This window comes from Hyphomicrobium sulfonivorans (assembly GCF_013306565.1).
GTDB classification, from domain to species: domain Bacteria; phylum Pseudomonadota; class Alphaproteobacteria; order Rhizobiales; family Hyphomicrobiaceae; genus Hyphomicrobium_A; species Hyphomicrobium_A sulfonivorans.
In genome coordinates this window covers 210,807-227,735 of record NZ_PZPO01000002.1, presented here as the reverse complement: position 1 = coordinate 227,735, position 16,929 = coordinate 210,807, and the positions used below count along the sequence as shown (strand labels likewise).

Below are 16,929 nucleotides of genomic sequence, written 5' to 3'. Positions count from 1 at the left end.
CGGCGCATGCTGCAAATGCGCCGCGCAGCTCAACACCCGTTAGCGGCAGCAACGCGCCGCGCGACGGCCGCCGTAGTAGGCACCGCGTGCCGGCGCTACGTAATAGGGCTGCACATAGCGCTGCACCGGAACAACAACCGGCGCGGGATAATACGTGTAGGCCGGACCAACAACGTAGCCACCACAGCAAGCCGAGTAGACCTTGCGCGGATAGTACGGATAAGCAGGCGGCACGACATACATGGCCGGCGGTCCGTAATAGACCTGCGGATACATCGGCGCATAATCGCGATACCAGCGATAGGAACGCGCGGAAGCGTCGTCAGCGGTGGCACCGAAAGTGGCGACAGCAGCCGCTCCGCAGAGCAGTGACAAGAGAACTTTACGCATGTGGACCTCCATGAACCCGTACATGGAAGCTAAGCCCGATTGCTTACTGCTGAATTGAAATTTCAAAGCAAAATCAGGCATTAAATCGGGCGCGAATTAATGCGTTTTGCGCGCCTGTGCCAAAGCGCGACAGCAACAAGCCCACACGCACAATCCGACAATCGCATTCGCTAACGGCCGGCAGGAATGACTACCGAAGCGCTAATTTTCAGCGCAGCGTCTTGCGCGCAGACAAACGCGATAATCGTCGACGCACAAACGGCAGCAGATAGCCCCGCGCCCGACATCCGTGACACCTGCACAGCGACGGCACGCACCCAAGCCGGCGACCGACACGCAGACAGCCAACCACCACGAGACGGACAAGCGCGCGAAAGCAGGAAGCCGCGAACGAGAAATTTTGTCAGCCGGCCTGTAAGCCGGGTTCTGTCTGGAGGCGAGCCCAACATCGGCATGCCGAATGCTGGCCAAATCCTCCGCGACGGCCATTCGTCTGGGACGTCCATTGCTGAACGCCTCTAGCAACCAACCCGGGTAGCGGATCTGAAGACGGATCTGGCGCCGCGTTGCCGCGCGCCTGGCCACCCCTATTTGGTCTTGCTCCCGGTGGGGTTTACCCTGCCACCGACGTCACCGTCGGCGCGGTGCGCTCTTACCGCACCCTTTCACCCTTACCCGGCAGGGGCCGAAGCCTCTCCGGGCGGTTTGCTTTCTGTGGCACTTTCCCTGGGGTCGCCCCCGGCGGCCGTTAGCCGCCACCGTGTCTCCATGGAGCCCGGACTTTCCTCCATCGAAGCCGCCGGCGTTGCCGCCCACGAATCCAACAGCGACCGTCCAGCCGGCTGACCCGGCGAATAAGGGGCCAGACACCCCCGACGTCAAGGCCTCTCGCCCGCGCTCCCCAGCATCGCGCCCACCTCCAGTCAGAGGCCGAGAGCCAGCAACCCAGCCGGCGCGCGCACTGACTTGGCGAGCCAGAACGCCACCAAGCGAACAAGCCAACCCCTTTGGGTGAAAAACAAACTTATGCTACTACCCTTCTGGGTAGTAATCAGACTGGAATCACCTGAAAATATCGGCCAATATACAAGGCGATTGACCAACCATCTAACAGGTACGCATTAGTCTTCAACCTACCCAATGGTATAATCGAAATGCGCCGCAAGACCGCTAAAAGCAACCCGGGCGTCGCAAGCCATGCACTTCCCTGCGACGCCCGTTGCCTGAGGCGCGTTCAAACGGGCCCGCTCTGAAGGTTCGGAAAATTCCAAGCGCTGACACGACCATCCGAGGAAACGTCACACATGAACGTTCAAGCGCCGATCAGAGCCGCCGCCTCCCACGGCGCATTGCCCACCGCCAACCCCAAGGTTCTGGCTTTTGTTGCAGAAGCCAACGCGCGCTTCCAACCGGACAATGTCTATTGGTGTGATGGGTCGCCGGAGGAATATCAGCTGCTCGTGAAGACCATGGTCGACAGCGGAACCGCAATCCGGCTCAACGAGCAGCTGCGCCCAAACTCCATTCTCGTGCGCTCCGACCCGGCTGACGTTGCACGCGTCGAAGATCAGACATTCATCTGCTCGCAGTTGCCGGACGACGCAGGCCCCACCAACAACTGGCGCGATCCAGCCGAAATGAAAGCCACGCTTTCGCAGCTGTTCGACGGCGCCATGGCAGGCCGCACGATGTACGTGGTGCCCTATTCCATGGGCCCCATCGGTTCGCCCATAGCTGGCATCGGCGTCATGGTGACGGACAGCGCCTATGCAGTCGCCAACATGCACATCATGACGCGCGTCGACTCAAAAGTGTGGGACGCACTCGGCAACTCGGATGATTTCGTGCGTGGCATGCATACGGTTGGCGCGCCGCTCAGCTCCGGCACGACCGCAGACGTTCCCTGGCCCTGCAACGCCACCAAGTACATCTCGCACTTCCCCGAAACGCGCGAGATCTGGTCCTACGGCTCCGGTTACGGCGGCAATGCACTGCTGGGCAAAAAGTGCCACGCGCTGCGCATCGCATCCGTGAAGGCGCGCGATGAGGGCTGGATGGCCGAGCACATGCTCATCCTCAAGCTCACCAATCCGGAGGGGAGGGTGAAGTACGTCGCGGCGGCATTCCCGTCCGCATGCGGCAAGACCAATCTCGCCATGCTGGTGCCGACCATCGCCGGCTGGAAAGCAGAAACGATCGGCGACGACATCTGCTGGATGAAATTCGGAGCAGACGGACGCCTTTACGCGATCAACCCCGAAACCGGCTTCTTCGGCGTGGCGCCGGGCACCGGCAACGATTCCAACTTCAACGCCATGTGCACCCTGCACAGCAACGTCATCTTCTCCAACGTCGCCCTCACCGATGACGGCGATGTGTGGTGGGAGGGCATGACCAAAAAGCAGCCTGAACATCTCACCGACTGGATGCGCCGCTCGTGGCGCCCCGACAGCGGCCGCCCTGCTGCACACGCCAACGCGCGCTTCACAGCTCCCGCCAGTCAATGCCCTGTAATCGCCAGCGAATGGCAAAATCCGCACGGCGTGCCGATCGACGCAATCCTGTTCGGCGGTCGCCGCGCCACCACGGTGCCGCTAGTCATGGAAGCGTTGAACTGGGTCCACGGCACGTTCCTCGGCTCCATCATGGCTTCGGAGAAAACCGCCGCAGCAGCCGGCCAGGTTGGAGAACTGCGTCGCGACCCGATGGCGATGCTGCCGTTCTGCGGCTACCACATGGGCGACTACTTCGCGCACTGGCTGAAGATGGGCGAGAGGGGCGGCGATAAGATGCCGAAGATCTTCTACGTCAACTGGTTCCGCAAAAACGCCAAGGGCAGATTCATGTGGCCGGGCTATTCCGACAACAGCCGCGTGCTCAAATGGATCTTCGAGCGCTGCGATGGCAACGCCGCCGCCACCGAAACGGCTATCGGCCGACTGCCTGCGGAAGGTTCGATGGATACGCACGGGCTGGCCGTCGATCCTGCCGACATGAAGGCCCTGACCAGCGTCGATCGAGACGGCTGGAAGTCTGAACTATCTTCGATCCGCGCGCACTTCGCGACCTTCGGATCCAAGCTGCCGCAACAGCTCAACGACGAACTTTCCGCCCTGGAGCAGCGTCTGGACTGACCACAGCGCCGCTTTAAACGGCCACCGGCACCACCTCAAAGCCGCGGGGCACCCTTCGCGGCTCTTTCAATCCTGATGGCGCTTCGTAAGCAAATTCCGCTGCCTATACGGTTATCCACCTGCCGCTTTTAGGTTGCACTTGCTCCGTTGTCGGCATCGCTCCGAGACTGCTGCAATCGCCAAGCCGATTCGGAGGTTGACCGATGGCGTTCCCCCACAGCGCCTGGAGCTTCATCGCAGTGCTCGCGAGCTGTCTCGCCGGCGCGCTCGCCGCCAGTGCGTGGGCAATTGTTGCCAGCGCCGCCGCGCTCGTGATCGCCGCCGCTTTGCAGCATCAGGCGCATTACACGCGCTACGCCGCGTCGGCCAATTTCACGGCGCAATCGATGCTACTTGCCGGCAGCTCCCTGATTGCGCTGATCGCTGCCGCCGCTGCATTCGGCGCTGGCCGTGCCACCGTCCTGGTGTGGGGATTGTGACGGCGCATCCCTGCTGTCGCGATCTTTTTCCGCTTCTTCAAGCCGACGCAATAATTCCTCAAGCCTAGGCGCCAGCCGTTGGCCCACCGCTCGATCCAGCCGCTCCACACGCAGCACATGCGCGTTGGCGCGATTGAAGGCCGTGCGCGCGCTGAACAGCCTGCCGCGCAATGTTTGAACTTCGCATAGCTGGCCGTATGCGAGGCTAAGCTCTTCCGATTTCGCGGCGTCTTCCAGCTCAGCCGCGTCGTTCAACAATCCGAGCGCGCCCTCCAGCAAGTTCTTCGCTTCAACCCGCTGCGGTTCACCTTCAGACTTCAGGATCTCCGATCGAAACCGCATTGCGCGGGCACGCCGTAGCGTATTGCCGGATTTCGCCGCTGTTCTTTCAAGGCGGGCAAAATAGTCGGTTGCTACGGACGATTGCCCCAGCGCGCTAGCCTGCTTCCCGGACAGCTCCAACGCATCCATATCGCTGCTGTTGACGCTCACGGCTTGCTGGAAGTGGTGCAGCGCCTGCTCACCATTACCCAAGCGGGCGAAACACTGCCCCAACTCCAGCTCCGCACTCACCAGCTCGGCGCGACAACGCACCCTGCTGGTCTTCAAAACATTGAATTCGCCCTTGCACTTTTCTACCGCCTCCTGAGCGCGCGCGGTTGCCCGACGATCAGGATCCCATAGCCATCTGAGATGCCTGGCATGCCAGCCGCGGTGCGCATCAGCGTAAGGCGTCGCAATAGAGGTATGATTGGCAAGCATGGGGAGCGTACGGGGCCTCGCGTCCTCAACCTGCCGCTTCCAGCGTGCGTTGAACTCGGCAATGCGCGCCGGCAGGTTTCTTTCAGCTATTTGCCAGCCACGGTGGATAGTCCATACGGCCATCAGAAATGAACCGAACGCGCCGATCAGTTTCGCGGCGATGTCGATATCGTCCTTGTTGGGATCATAAAGCCGGCCGATTTCGGATAGTCCCCACTCGACCCAACCAAACGCCGCCGGCCCGAGCAGGTTTATCTTAGCTGCCGTGAATGCCGTAATGACCAGAACGAAAAAGCCGAACATCAGCAAAAGCCGATGGGCAAACGCATACAAAACCACCAAACGATCCCCCGACCACCCTGAAACTCAGACCACAGAATGTTCGGAAATTCGATTGTTGTACATCCTGCATCGCAACAGCCGGAGGGCTGCGATGAGCGTGATGCTCACGCGGACACCAGCGCTTCTCCCGCCGCCTCCAAATCGCTGCGCGCCCAACGGACGTTCGCATACGGTTAATCTTTGAACCGTAGTGGTCCTCTGCACGTTATCGCTTTTGAAAATCCTGTCGCTGGAATCCGCAGGACGGCCCCGCACGACGGATTTCAAAGACCCGCAACGTAATCCCGTCAGACCACCACCAACCCTCCCCCCTCCAACCCGCTGAACCGACCCCAAAACCCGCCGACAACTGAATGCCACCGAAAGGCCCTGCCCCTGCCAAGACACCGCCAAGGTTAGGGGCCTCATGATCAGTCGAGGGGTTTTGAACCGAACCAGGAGCAATCGGACGAAAATGATAATGCGAAGCTTCCTAGCCGCCGTCGCCGTTCTGGCGACGCTTGGCATCACGGCGGCGGCCCAGGCAGAGCCCGGGTACTCTACCGCCAACGTGAACATGCGCACCGGCCCCGATATCGACTTCCCGAGCATCGGCGTCATCCCCGAAGGCGAGCCAATCTACATTGAAGGCTGCCTGCGCGATGAATCGTGGTGCGATGTTCGCTGGGGACCGGACCGCGGTTGGGTTTACAGCGAATATCTGGCCTTCGATTACCGCGGCAACATGGTTGCCGTGCCCGATATCGGGCTGGCGGCATTCCGCATTCCGTACGTCACCTTCAGCGCTCGCGATTACTGGGGCCGCTACTACGTCGGACGCCCGTGGTACGCCGAGCGCAATCGCTGGTACGGCTACAAGGTACGGCCGCGTCCGGGTTGGCGCGCTCCTCCTCCAGGCCAGCGCCGTGCTGGCTGGTGGCGCGATGGCTATAACGCTCCGCGTGGCATGAAGGCGCCGCCGCAGCGCTGGAACCGCCCACCTAATCACCGCAACCATGACCACTATCGCGGCCCGGATCGCCGCGACAGCCGCGGGCCCGACCGTCGTGATGATCGTCGCGGAAACGACCACCGTGGCGGCGATCACCGTGGCGGCGGCGACCGCGGTCATGATCGCGGCCACGAGCACCGTCGCTGATTTCAGCGCATAGCTGACACCAAGAAAACGCCCCCTCGGCATCGCCGCAGGGGGCGTTTTTATTATGCCAATGCCTCACGCAACAGAAAGCACGTGCGCGTCAGTCAAAGCACTACGAGGTTACGCGCACAAATATCGGCAAACGATACATGCACGGACACAGATCAACACATCTGCACCCGATGACGCGATCGAGCACTGTAACGCAGACCGAACCAAACGCGTCCTGACGCAAGCCCAATCGAGAAGCACTGCACAGAGCCACGCAGGCTTGGTCATCTCGCTCGGCGGAGCTGGCCCAACGCCAGCTGCTACTGCGCCACCACCGGCCGCCAGCCCGCCTCAGCCGCTTCCGCCTCGCTGCAGAACCAGCGCTCGCCCTTCGCCTCCTCAATCTTCACCTTGCCGTACCAGGGGCCCCACGGCATGTGATAGATGCGGCCCTTGCCGGTGATGTTGCCCTTGATGGCACAGCCTTCCGGCGCGGCCTGCTCCGCACTAGCCCAACGCTGCTCGCGATATTCCCATGCAGGCGCGGTTTCAGCCTGCCAAACGCCCACACGCAGCGCGCGCGCCTTCGCCTCCTCGCTGACATAGGTGGCTGAATACTTCACGAACGCCCACGCAAGACCTTCGCGCACAAGCTGCGCATTGATGTCCGTGTCGCCGACAAAGCAGATGCCCAGCATGCGCCGATATTTGTCATAGCCCCGGTTCTCGCAACTCACCGAGTGCCTGAAGACGAGGCTGGCCAGCCGCTCGGCCGCCGCTTCACCGCATCTCCAGCTGCCTGAACCACCGGAGCGGGCGCACACCTGCCCCGTTTCCGGCGCATCGATCCCCTCCAGGCGCACGCGACGGCCAGCGATCTCCAGCGTATCGCCGTCGATCACCCGTGCGGTTCCGCTGAGCGAGGCATCGCCGCTGGCGACAACGCGTGCCGCGGCTTCATCGTCGGAGGGCAGTGACAACAGCCCACCAAATGCGAGAACGCCAACCAGCGCAGACGCCACCGGCCGACGGAAGGACAAACGCGAGAGACATACATACATGCCTCCAACAAATGCTGATTCGTTTGACTCAACCTTGGCGGAGTCGTGTGCGGATTATGCAATCAACGGGAGAATTGTGGCGAGGCGGACTGACGACTGCCGTGACCTGAATCCGCAGCGCGCATTCCAAAGAAATCGCTCCCGCCGTTCAGCGACAATGACCGGAGGGCGGAGATGACGGCAGCACAAGCGGATACACTTACGGACCGAAGAGAGCGAACAGCTCAGCCCAAATACAAAAGCCGGGCCAACGCCTTGCAGCGTTACCCGGCTATCAGACAACCCGCGCGATGCGCAGGCACAGGCATCAGTCAGATCAGCGGCGACGGAAATTGCCAGGACCACCGGGGCGCGGCGGCGGTGGCGGTCCACCTGCGCGCACATCCTTGTGGCGGAAGTTGATGCGGCCCTTCGTCAGATCGTAGGGCGTCATTTCGATCGTAACACGGTCACCGGCAAGGATACGGATGCGGTTTTTCTTCATACGCCCAGAGGTATAGGCGACCACTTCATGTCCGTTGTCGAGTTTCACGCGGCAGCGGGCATCGGGAAGCACTTCTTCCACCACGCCCTCGAACTCGAGCATCTCTTCCTTGGCCATCAGGTTCCTTAGGTGAAGCAGCGCTGCAGGCAGACGCCGCTGCGCGTGTGAGCACGGGAGGTGCAAAAAATCGGAAGTCAGAAAAGCATTAGGGGAGCAGACGCGCCGCTCCCCTAAGCGGAAATGAATCCGTAGTCTATTAGAGCGGACGCAGGTTAACTGCAGCCACCTTACCGTTCCGGCCGGTCTCGGTCTCGTAAGCGATCTTCTGACCCTCACGCAGAGTCGAGAGGCCAGCGCGCTCAACAGCCGAAATGTGCACGAAAACGTCGTTGCCACCTTCATCCGGCTGGATGAAGCCATAGCCCTTTTGACCGTTGAACCACTTTACGGTGCCGTTTGCCATCAAGTCTCTCCAAAGCAGGTAGGCAAATTGCCCGGGTTGCCCCGGGAAGATCAAATCGCGCGATGGAGACGTCCAGTGTCGGCACACAAGGGCACCGCCGTAGAGTGAACCAAGGCGTGTTCGATCCGCATTATATGGACTGGTCCAGCTGGAAAGGCAAGGCGACGTTAGTTAGGCACACGAAATTGTTCTCGGCCCCATGCAGAGACCAAGTGCGACAGCAAAGACCCATGATTCTCAAGACTTGCTATAGAAAGGCGTAGAAGTGGCATTACCTTGAAGCCTGTTTGCGCCGCTGTCAAATCGCGGCAATTTTGCGGCGGATTTCTTCGCCGAAGGTGTTCAAATCCTTGCCGAAACCCAACGATTGAGCTCCCGGCGCATGCCAGCCGCTCGGCAGGGCAGCAAAAAGGGCGCCAAGCCTGCGCCTGACGCCCTCTTCGACATTTCTCGTGATCGGTTTCCGAGGCGGCGCCGAAGCGCCGATGCCCGCCAGCTAACCGGCCGCAACCTCAGAAAATCTTGGCTCAATACATCGTTGCATAGCCGCCGGAATAGCGTCCGGTGCCAGAGCCGTTGCCGTAGTAGCTGCCGCCGCTGTAGCTGGTCGACCGTGATGAATACGAGCCGCCGTAGTAGACCTCACCGTCAGAATAGCGCGACCCTGACGAGGCATAACGGCTGCGCTTGCCGCTGGAACGGCTGGCTGTCTTGCTGCGCCCGCCAGCCAGAGAAACGAAGTGGCGGCCGATATCGACGTGGATGTGGCTCATGCTTGGATAGGTCATCGTGCCACCGCTCTTGTGATTGGCCACGAGCCAGCTGACGATCGCCCCTTTGCGGCTGCCCGCATCGAAATCGACCGCGTTGCCGCTGGCATGGCGTGAAATGCGCCCAGACCCTGCAATACGTGCGCCCGGCCGGCACGTAGAGATAACCCGCACCGGACCGAACTTTTCTTCGATCTGATCGAGCAGTGCCCGCGCTGGCGCCGAAAGACATTTGCGCGGCGCGCCTCTGGCATCGGCCAGGCGCTTCACAGGCTTCTTGTCTTCGGCCGGCTTCACGTCGGCGCCGTAGACAGCCTTCGTTTCTGACTGGGCGTTGGTTCTTGGGTCTGCTTTCACTTCCGCGGTTCCATTGGCCTGCTTTGGCGTTTTCGAGCCCGGATTGGGCGCAGCAACGGCGGAATGGATGGAAACGAGCGCAACGCAGATCGCTGCGGTGGAGAGCCGCTTGATCATGGGTACTCCTGGATATGTCGAGATCTCGGGCCGCCCTACCCAGCATGGGGTCGCTGGCGCCCAATCGGTTTGAAACGCCGGACCGTTCCCCCCACGGAGCCGCAATCAGCCAGCCGCCGTGTGAACGATCCCGCTCAGTCCCCGGTCCGTCTCGCCTCAGTTAAGGGCGGCGGTTCGCGTCGCCGTTTCGACGGCGGCCCGCTCCAGGTTGGCCGCACCATGCCACAGGATTGGGTAAGAATACGGCAAGGTTAACCGTCTGCGTCGATGCGCCGTATGCGTCCTAAAAAAGCAACGGGGCGCCGATTTTTCAATCGACACCCCGTTATAATTCTTGCCTGTTGCATCAAGGCATTACCGCACCCTATGCACGCGCATTATACGCATGCGGATGTCGGCAGGATTTAGCGCAGGTATGGGCAGATGCGCTCGTCGCCGTAGCGGTTGATGTAGGTGCCGGTGCGGCGATCGAAGGAGTAGAAATCGCGTTCGCAGCGACGAATATCACGCTCTTCGGCGCGGCCTTCGCGTATCGAACCGGCGATCAGCGCGCCAGCAATAAGACCGCCAATGATGGCAGCGCCAGTCGCCGGACCGCGGCCACGGCGATGCACCAGCGTCACGCCACTGTCAGCGTTGGTGATCGCGGGCTTCGGCATCGGCGCAGCGATCGCCTGCGTCTGGACCAGCGGCACCAGCAATGAAGCACACACAAGCGCGGCAACAGACGATTTCACTTTCACGGTCACGTTCCTTTCAAGCCAGGGGCGATCAAAATTCCAGATACATGGGTTGCGCACACAATGGCGTGCATCAATGGCATTCGCGCGGCGACAGCGCGGCGATGTCATGTCCACATGAACGGTGATGAGACTAAGGTTCCGTCGCACGGGGTCCCCTTGTGCGACAGCCCCGGGCGATCAACGCAGCACGGCCATGAAAGTTGCCGTTGATGCCGTGCCGATGAGCGTGCGTGCGCAAAAAACTGCATAGCGCACGCAACGCTCACTATCAGGCACAGATCAGTCATCGTCCATCTTCAGCGCGGCGATGAAGGCTTCCTGCGGAATCTCCACGCGGCCGAACTCGCGCATCTTCTTCTTGCCCGCCTTCTGCTTCTCCAGCAGCTTGCGCTTACGGCTGATATCGCCGCCATAGCACTTGGCGATCACGTCCTTGCGCAACGCGCTGATGGTCTCGCGCGCGATCACTTTGCCGCCGATGGCCGCCTGAATCGGAATCTTGAACAGGTGCGGGCGGATCAGCTCTTTCAGCTTTTCGCACATGGCGCGGCCACGGCTTTCAGCGCGCGTACGGTGCACGATGATCGACAGCGCATCCACCGGCTCGTCGTTGACGAGGATGGACAGCTTCACCAGATCGTTCCGTTCATAGCCGATGATCTGATAGTCGAACGAGGCATAGCCTTTGCTGATCGACTTGAGGCGATCGTAGAAGTCGAACACCACTTCGTTCAGCGGCAGTTCGTAAACCAGCATCGCGCGGTTGCCCGCATACGTCAGCTCTTTCTGCCGGCCGCGCCGGTCCTGACACAGCTTGAGAATGCTGCCCAGATAGTCGTCCGGCACCATGATCGTCGCCTTGATCCAAGGCTCTTCGATGCGGTCGATGCGCGTCGTTTCCGGCATGTCGGCCGGGTTGTGCATCTCCGCCATTTCACCGTCGGTCAGATAGATGTGGTAGATGACGCTCGGCGCCGTCGTGATGAGATCGAGATTGAACTCGCGCTCTAGGCGTTCGGTGATGATCTCAAGGTGAAGCAGGCCCAGGAAGCCGCAGCGGAAGCCCAGTCCCAGCGCCGCCGAAGTCTCCATCTCGAACGAGAAGCTGGCGTCGTTCAGGCGCAGCTTGCCCATCGCTTCGCGCAGGTCGGCGAAATCCGCCGCGTCCACCGGGAACAGACCGCAGAACACCACCGGCTGCGCCGGCTTGAAGCCCGGCAGCGGATCGCTGGTCGGGTTCTTGGCGTCGGTCACCGTATCGCCAACGCGCGTATCGGCCACCTGCTTGATGGCGGCGGTGAAGAAGCCCACCTCGCCCGGACCAAGACTGTCCAGCATCTGCTGCTTGGGGCGAAACACGCCCACGCGCTCCACCTGATAGCTGGCGTCGGTGGACATCAGCGTGATCTTCTGGCCCTTCTTCAGCGAGCCATCGATGATGCGCACCAGCACGACCACGCCAAGATAAGCATCGTACCAGCTGTCGATGAGCAGGGCCTTCAGCGTCTTGCTGGCATCGCCCTGCGGCGGCGGCAGACGTTCGACTATGCCTTCCAGCACCGCTTCAACATTGAGGCCGGTCTTGGCGGAAATGGGGATTGCATCCGAGGCATCGATGCCGATCACGTCCTCGATCTGCTGCTTCACGCGGTCGGAATCAGCGGCCGGAAGATCGACCTTGTTCAGCACCGGCAGCAGATCGAGATTGTTATCGATCGCCTGATACACGTTGGCCAGCGTCTGGGCTTCGACACCCTGGGAAGCGTCCACCACCAGAATGGCGCCCTCACAGGCGGCCAGACAGCGCGACACCTCGTAGGCGAAGTCCACGTGGCCTGGGGTATCCATCAGGTTGAGCTGATAGATCTGGCCATCCTTGGCCTTGTAATCGAGGCGCACTGTCTGCGCCTTGATGGTGATGCCGCGCTCTCGCTCGATCTCCATCGAATCGAGAATTTGCTCCTTCATCTCCCGGTCGGCGACGTTTCCGCAAAGCTGTATCAGCCGGTCGGACAGCGTCGACTTACCATGGTCGATGTGGGCGATGATCGAGAAATTGCGAATGTGAGAGGTATCGGTCATGGCGGCTAGATAGCACTGCCCCAACCGCCTAGAAAGGGGCTGTAACTTGGCTGGCAGCCCCTTTTTCCGGGAAGGCTGAAAATACCGCACTCCCGAGGGTAGCCGGTGTCTTGACGCGGCCACATACCACGGGATTGTGTTACCCTCGAAAAATGTGAAAAACGCCGAAGGACGACCGATGAACGCTTTGAAATTCTGTACGGCAATTGCCGCCGTGGCCTTCATTTTCGGTGCGGGATACCCCGCCCAGGCCCAGAAAGAGCCTTCTCCCGCCTTCAGAACCGAGCCACCACCAAAGGAAGCAAGCCGCTCCGCGCCGCTGCCGAACCTGCCTCAGGCCGCTGCCGCTGATTCGCGGTCGCTGGTGCAGGTCGCCGCCAATTCCCGCGTTCAGCCCGTCACCTCGCATGAGACGCACCCGGAAAAGCGGGCTCCCTATCCTCCGCCCAATGACAACTGCAAGAACACAAAATCGTTTGACGCCTGGAAGCGCGACTTCCGCAAGCTCGCCGCCGAGCGTGGCCTGAGCAACCGTTCCGTCGCCATTGTCGACGGCACCCAGCTCAACCCCACCATCATCCAGCGCGACCGCAAGCAGTCATTCTTCGCCATGAGCTTCCTGGACTTCCAGAAGCGCCTGGCAACCCAGAACCGCGTCGTGTCCGGCAAGCGCAAGATTGCCCAGCACAGCGACACGTTCGATCGCGCCGCCAAGGAATTCGGCGTGCCCGCCTCGGTCATCACCGGCTTCTGGGCGCTGGAAAGCGACTTCGGCGCCGGCATGGGCAAGTTCCCGATCATGCCCGCGCTCGTCACCCTCGCCTATGATTGCCGCCGCAGCTACATGTTCACCGAAGAGCTGATCGCAGCGCTGCAGATCATCGAGCGCGGAGACATGACGCCCTCCACCATGATCGGTTCATGGGCTGGCGAGATCGGCCAGACGCAGTTCCTGCCGACCCGCTATCTCGATTACGCGATCGACTATGATGGCGACGGCCGCATCGATCTGTTCTCGAACGACCGTGACGTTATCGGCTCCACCGCCAACTACATGAAGAACCTCGGCTGGCGCTCCAACGAGCCTTGGCTTGAGGAAGTGCGCGTCACCCGCGACCTGCCGTGGGATCAGGCCGACTTGGCCATCAAGCTGCCGCGCTCGCAGTGGGCGCAGTGGGGCATCCAGTATCCGAATGGCAGCCCGGTCGCATCTGACAACCTGCAGGCATCGCTGCTACTGCCGATGGGCCGCTTCGGTCCGGCGTTCCTCGCCTATCCGAACTTCGACATCTACACCGAGTGGAACAACTCGTTGAACTACGCCACCACCGCCGCCTATCTCTCGACCCGCATCGATGGCGCGGGCGCGATGGGGATGGGGCGCGGCAACACCAACGGCCTCGACTATGAAGGCACCAAGGAGTTGCAGCGTCAGCTGGTGGCGCGCGGTTATGATGTCGGCAAGGTCGACGGCTTGGCCGGTGCAAAAACCCGCGCTGCGGTGAAGGACGTGCAGATCAAGTTCGGCCTGCCGGCGGATTCGTTCGCCACGCCGGAACTGCTCAACGCGCTGCGCCGCAACCGCTGATCCGCACGCAAGTACATTGCATAAACTGAAAAGCCCTCGGATTTCTCCGAGGGCTTTTTTTGTTGGCGCTCGGCGACTCCGCTTCGCGGAGCCGGCCGCCGAGCGCGTAGGAATCCTTCCCGGCAAAACGTTTTTTCTTTCGCACCGGCGGCCGGCCGGCTCCCCTTGGGGGAGTCGCCGGTGCTGAAATAGCAGGAGGTCAGTGCAGCTTGACCACCGGCTCGGTGCGCCGCGTAAGCGTGCGTGACAGCGTGTCCAGAAACACCTTCCACGGCCCGTGCAGCGCAACTTCGTGCATCTTGTACAGCGAGCGATACATCAGCTTTGCGAACAGCCCCTCGATGATGAAGCTGCGGCCAACGACGAAGCCCATCAGGCTACCCACCGTCGAATAGTGGCCCAGCGATACCAGCGATCCGAAATCACGATACTTGAACGGACGCAGCGGCTCGCCCTTCAGCTTGCGCTGGATCTCAGTATAGAGGTGCGAGGCCTCCTGATGCGCCGCCTGCGCACGCGGCGGAATAGGCTGCGTCTCGCCTTCCGGCACCAGATAGGCGCAATCACCCATCGCGAAGATGCTTGGATCGCTCGTCTGCAACGTTGGCGACACCACAAGCTGGTTAGACTTGCTGACCTCAAGGCCGAGGTTGCCCAGCACGGCCGGACCCTTCACGCCCGCTGCCCACACGACCAGCTCCGAGGGGATGAAATTGCCATTGGCAAGATGCACGCCCTTGTCGGTCACTTCGGTAACGCGCGAATTGGTCTGGATATCGACCTTCAGACCCTTCAGCGTCTCCGATACGCCCTGCGAAATGCGATCCGGCAACGCCGGCAGAATGCGCGGCGCAGCTTCAATCAGCGTGATCTTGATGTCGTTTTCCGGATCAATCTTGTCGAGGCCGAAGGCAACCACGCCGCGCGCCGTGCGATGCAGCTCCGCCGCCAGCTCCGTGCCAGTCGCGCCAGCGCCGATGATGGCAACATCGAGCTGACCCGGCAGCACCGGACCTTCCTGCGCATAGGCGCGCACGCACGCGTTGATCAGCCGACGGTTGAACCGCTCCGCCTGCACGGGCGTGTCGAGCATGATCGCGTATTTCTCAACGCCCGGCGTGCCGAATGCGTTGCCCACCGAACCGATCGCAATCACCAGAATGTCATACCGGAACGAGCGCACCGGCGTGATCTCGCGGCCTTCCTCGTCATAGGTCGCCGCCAGATAGACGAGCTTCTTTTCCCGATCGACGCCGGTCATCTCACCGTAGCGGAACTTGAAGCCGTGCCAGTAGCCCTGCGCCTGATATTCCAGCTCGTGCTGCGACACGTCCATGCTGCCCGCCGCGATCTCGTGCAGCAGCGGCTTCCAGATGTGCGTGCGTGACCTTTCGATCAGCGAGATGTTCGCCTTCTTCTTTTTCCAGCGACCGCTCTTGCCCAGCTTCTTGCCCAGGCGGGTCGCCAGCTCCAGCCCGCCCGCGCCGCCGCCAACGATGACGATGTGCGGCAGATCCTTGTCGCCTTCGCCAACGGGCATGATCTTGGTGGGCAGATCGGCAGTGGTCATCTCGGTCATCGCGGGCACGCCTCTTGGGTGGTGAACCTACGGGCAGCGAAACCCCCGCGCCGCATTTGCTGCACAGGACGCTTCGGTCCATTCCATGGAATGGTGCTCCGCAGCAGAACTTCGAAGCACTCTAAACCGGGCTTATAGCATCAGCATATCGGTGCGGCGCTAGCCACACAGACGCATAGGCGCTACGCGGCGGCGGCATTGCCGCACCCGCACCCGGCCAAAGCGGAAAGCGCTGAATTACTGCGCTGCGTCCGGCTGGGCTGCGGGAGCCTCGGCGGGAACCGGGGCCGGAGCCTCAGTCTGCGCTTCCATAGCTTCCTCGGCCTCAATGGCAGCCTTGGAATCCGGGCCGGTGGCAAACGGCAGATCGGCGAACACGAACACATAGGCAAGAGCAGCCAGGATGCAGGCCACGAAGCCGAAAATCAGAAACTTGCGATTGTCCATCATTGCGTGGGGCTCCCCGTTGCGCGCAGCCGGATCGCGATCACTCTTTTTTGAAAAGCGATGCCGCTCCGGCCCTGTTGACCGAACCAATGATCCACACCTCGGACCGGTGCGGCCCGAAACGATCACGGTCTCATTCAGCACCCACGAAGCACATAATCTCCTGAGAAACCGCTAAGCTGCCGCGGTTCTGCGCCCCATGCCCCGGCATTTCAGCCCCGAGCAGCCATCAATCGGCGGGCAACCGGCGGGTTGTAACGGCTTGCGAATTTTGCGTGCGATGCTCTACCCTCGGCGCGTCCGGCGATCTTGCGCCTCAAAGGCTCGCCAGCCAGCCGTGGCCGGGATGGACGACCGCCAGCCAGTCCGCCAGCCGCTTGCGCTGCCCCGCATCAAGCTTCGGCAGTGCACGCGCAAAGTCCGCTTCGTCCTTCTCGCGCCGATACTTGGCCTTGAACAGCAGCACCGCCTCCGGTGCCAGATACGGAATACCGTCTGCGCTTCTGCGCACCACCTCCGCACGTGGCGCATGAATGGCTTCGGTGCGCTTGCAGACCCAACGCGTTTGCGTACCGCGCTCGATCATCATGTCGACGCGCCAGCACTTCGCTTCCCGGTCCAGCCCCCACATCTGCCCGATGTGAGGCGCGGGCAGGGCACCCGCAGCCAGATGAGCCAGCTGGCCGTCATGCGCGGTGAAAAATTCCAGCTCGCCCAGAGCCGCGCGAAAAACAGCGATGTCTTCCGGTAGCACCGCAAATTCAAGATCGTCATGCGGCCGTGTTTGCTCGCCGTGCCAGAGATCCAGCGCCCATCCGCCGACGACGTACCAGACACACGGCACGCAACTCAGGCGCTGCGCCAATTGCTCAGGGTTCCACGCGCTCCAGGCATCGTCAGAAGGCGGCTGCATATTGGAAGCGCGTGTCCATCATCTCGGCGCTGTTCCGCGCTTCGCGGCCACAAACCGCGCGACCGCAGCAGGCAGCAACCGGACAAACT

Annotated in this window: 14 protein-coding genes and 1 other RNA gene; 3 read left to right on the top strand and 12 right to left on the bottom strand. The window is 61.6% G+C overall.

Annotation, left to right across the window (positions count from 1 at the left end):
* Positions 1 to 39: 39 nt before the first annotated feature.
* Positions 40 to 390: a hypothetical protein gene (locus C6Y62_RS06195; protein WP_157066874.1), complete on the bottom strand. Its 351-nt coding sequence runs from the start codon at positions 388 to 390 to the stop codon at positions 40 to 42.
* A gap of 399 nt (positions 391 to 789) precedes the next feature.
* Positions 790 to 1,236: RNase P RNA component class A (rnpB, locus tag C6Y62_RS06190), an RNA gene on the bottom strand.
* Between the two features lie 458 nt (positions 1,237 to 1,694).
* Between rnpB and C6Y62_RS06185 the strand changes: the two genes are divergently transcribed.
* A complete protein-coding gene (locus C6Y62_RS06185; protein WP_173953219.1) occupies positions 1,695 to 3,524 on the top strand; it encodes a phosphoenolpyruvate carboxykinase (GTP) in 1,830 nt (609 codons plus the stop codon).
* Between the two features lie 389 nt (positions 3,525 to 3,913).
* Here C6Y62_RS06185 and C6Y62_RS06180 read toward each other — a convergent pair whose 3' ends face one another.
* Positions 3,914 to 5,104, bottom strand: a complete 1,191-nt coding sequence (locus C6Y62_RS06180) for a hypothetical protein (RefSeq protein WP_173953218.1) — start codon at positions 5,102 to 5,104, stop codon at positions 3,914 to 3,916.
* A gap of 463 nt (positions 5,105 to 5,567) precedes the next feature.
* Here C6Y62_RS06180 and C6Y62_RS06175 point away from each other — a divergent pair, with 463 nt between their 5' ends.
* Positions 5,568 to 6,245, top strand: a complete 678-nt coding sequence (locus C6Y62_RS06175) for an SH3 domain-containing protein (RefSeq protein WP_173953217.1) — start codon at positions 5,568 to 5,570, stop codon at positions 6,243 to 6,245.
* Between the two features lie 311 nt (positions 6,246 to 6,556).
* On the opposite strand, the gene C6Y62_RS06170 is transcribed toward C6Y62_RS06175, so the two are convergent.
* From C6Y62_RS06170 to lepA, 6 genes are all read right to left on the bottom strand, one after another.
* Positions 6,557 to 7,216, bottom strand: a complete 660-nt coding sequence (locus tag C6Y62_RS06170) for a thermonuclease family protein (protein ID WP_246274416.1) — start codon at positions 7,214 to 7,216, stop codon at positions 6,557 to 6,559.
* Positions 7,217 to 7,613: 397 nt separating this feature from the next.
* Positions 7,614 to 7,898, bottom strand: a complete 285-nt coding sequence (gene infA / locus C6Y62_RS06165; RefSeq protein ID WP_068464787.1) for a translation initiation factor IF-1 — start codon at positions 7,896 to 7,898, stop codon at positions 7,614 to 7,616.
* A 139-nt stretch (positions 7,899 to 8,037) separates the two neighbouring features.
* Positions 8,038 to 8,244, bottom strand: coding sequence for a cold-shock protein (locus C6Y62_RS06160; RefSeq protein ID WP_068464790.1), 207 nt, complete (start codon positions 8,242 to 8,244; stop codon positions 8,038 to 8,040).
* Positions 8,245 to 8,771: 527 nt separating this feature from the next.
* Positions 8,772 to 9,488, bottom strand: coding sequence for a D-Ala-D-Ala carboxypeptidase family metallohydrolase (locus tag C6Y62_RS06155; RefSeq protein WP_068464793.1), 717 nt, complete (start codon positions 9,486 to 9,488; stop codon positions 8,772 to 8,774).
* A 404-nt stretch (positions 9,489 to 9,892) separates the two neighbouring features.
* The gene (locus C6Y62_RS06150) at positions 9,893 to 10,231 is read right to left on the bottom strand and encodes a BA14K family protein (RefSeq protein WP_338074331.1); all 339 of its coding nucleotides are present in this window, start codon (positions 10,229 to 10,231) and stop codon (positions 9,893 to 9,895) included.
* Positions 10,232 to 10,510: 279 nt separating this feature from the next.
* Entirely contained in the window at positions 10,511 to 12,313 is a 1,803-nt protein-coding gene (gene lepA / locus C6Y62_RS06145) for a translation elongation factor 4 (RefSeq protein WP_173953215.1), read from the bottom strand.
* A gap of 178 nt (positions 12,314 to 12,491) precedes the next feature.
* Here lepA and C6Y62_RS06140 point away from each other — a divergent pair, with 178 nt between their 5' ends.
* Complete coding sequence (locus C6Y62_RS06140) at positions 12,492 to 13,901, top strand: lytic murein transglycosylase (protein WP_173953214.1); 1,410 nt, start codon at positions 12,492 to 12,494, stop codon at positions 13,899 to 13,901.
* 199 nt (positions 13,902 to 14,100) lie between these two features.
* On the opposite strand, the gene C6Y62_RS06135 is transcribed toward C6Y62_RS06140, so the two are convergent.
* From C6Y62_RS06135 to C6Y62_RS06125, 3 genes are all read right to left on the bottom strand, one after another.
* Positions 14,101 to 15,441: an NAD(P)/FAD-dependent oxidoreductase gene (locus C6Y62_RS06135; protein ID WP_173953493.1), complete on the bottom strand. Its 1,341-nt coding sequence runs from the start codon at positions 15,439 to 15,441 to the stop codon at positions 14,101 to 14,103.
* A 276-nt stretch (positions 15,442 to 15,717) separates the two neighbouring features.
* The gene (locus C6Y62_RS06130) at positions 15,718 to 15,930 is read right to left on the bottom strand and encodes a hypothetical protein (RefSeq protein ID WP_173953213.1); all 213 of its coding nucleotides are present in this window, start codon (positions 15,928 to 15,930) and stop codon (positions 15,718 to 15,720) included.
* Positions 15,931 to 16,243: 313 nt separating this feature from the next.
* Positions 16,244 to 16,840, bottom strand: a complete 597-nt coding sequence (locus C6Y62_RS06125; protein ID WP_173953212.1) for a nucleotidyltransferase domain-containing protein — start codon at positions 16,838 to 16,840, stop codon at positions 16,244 to 16,246.
* Positions 16,841 to 16,929 lie beyond the last annotated feature (89 nt).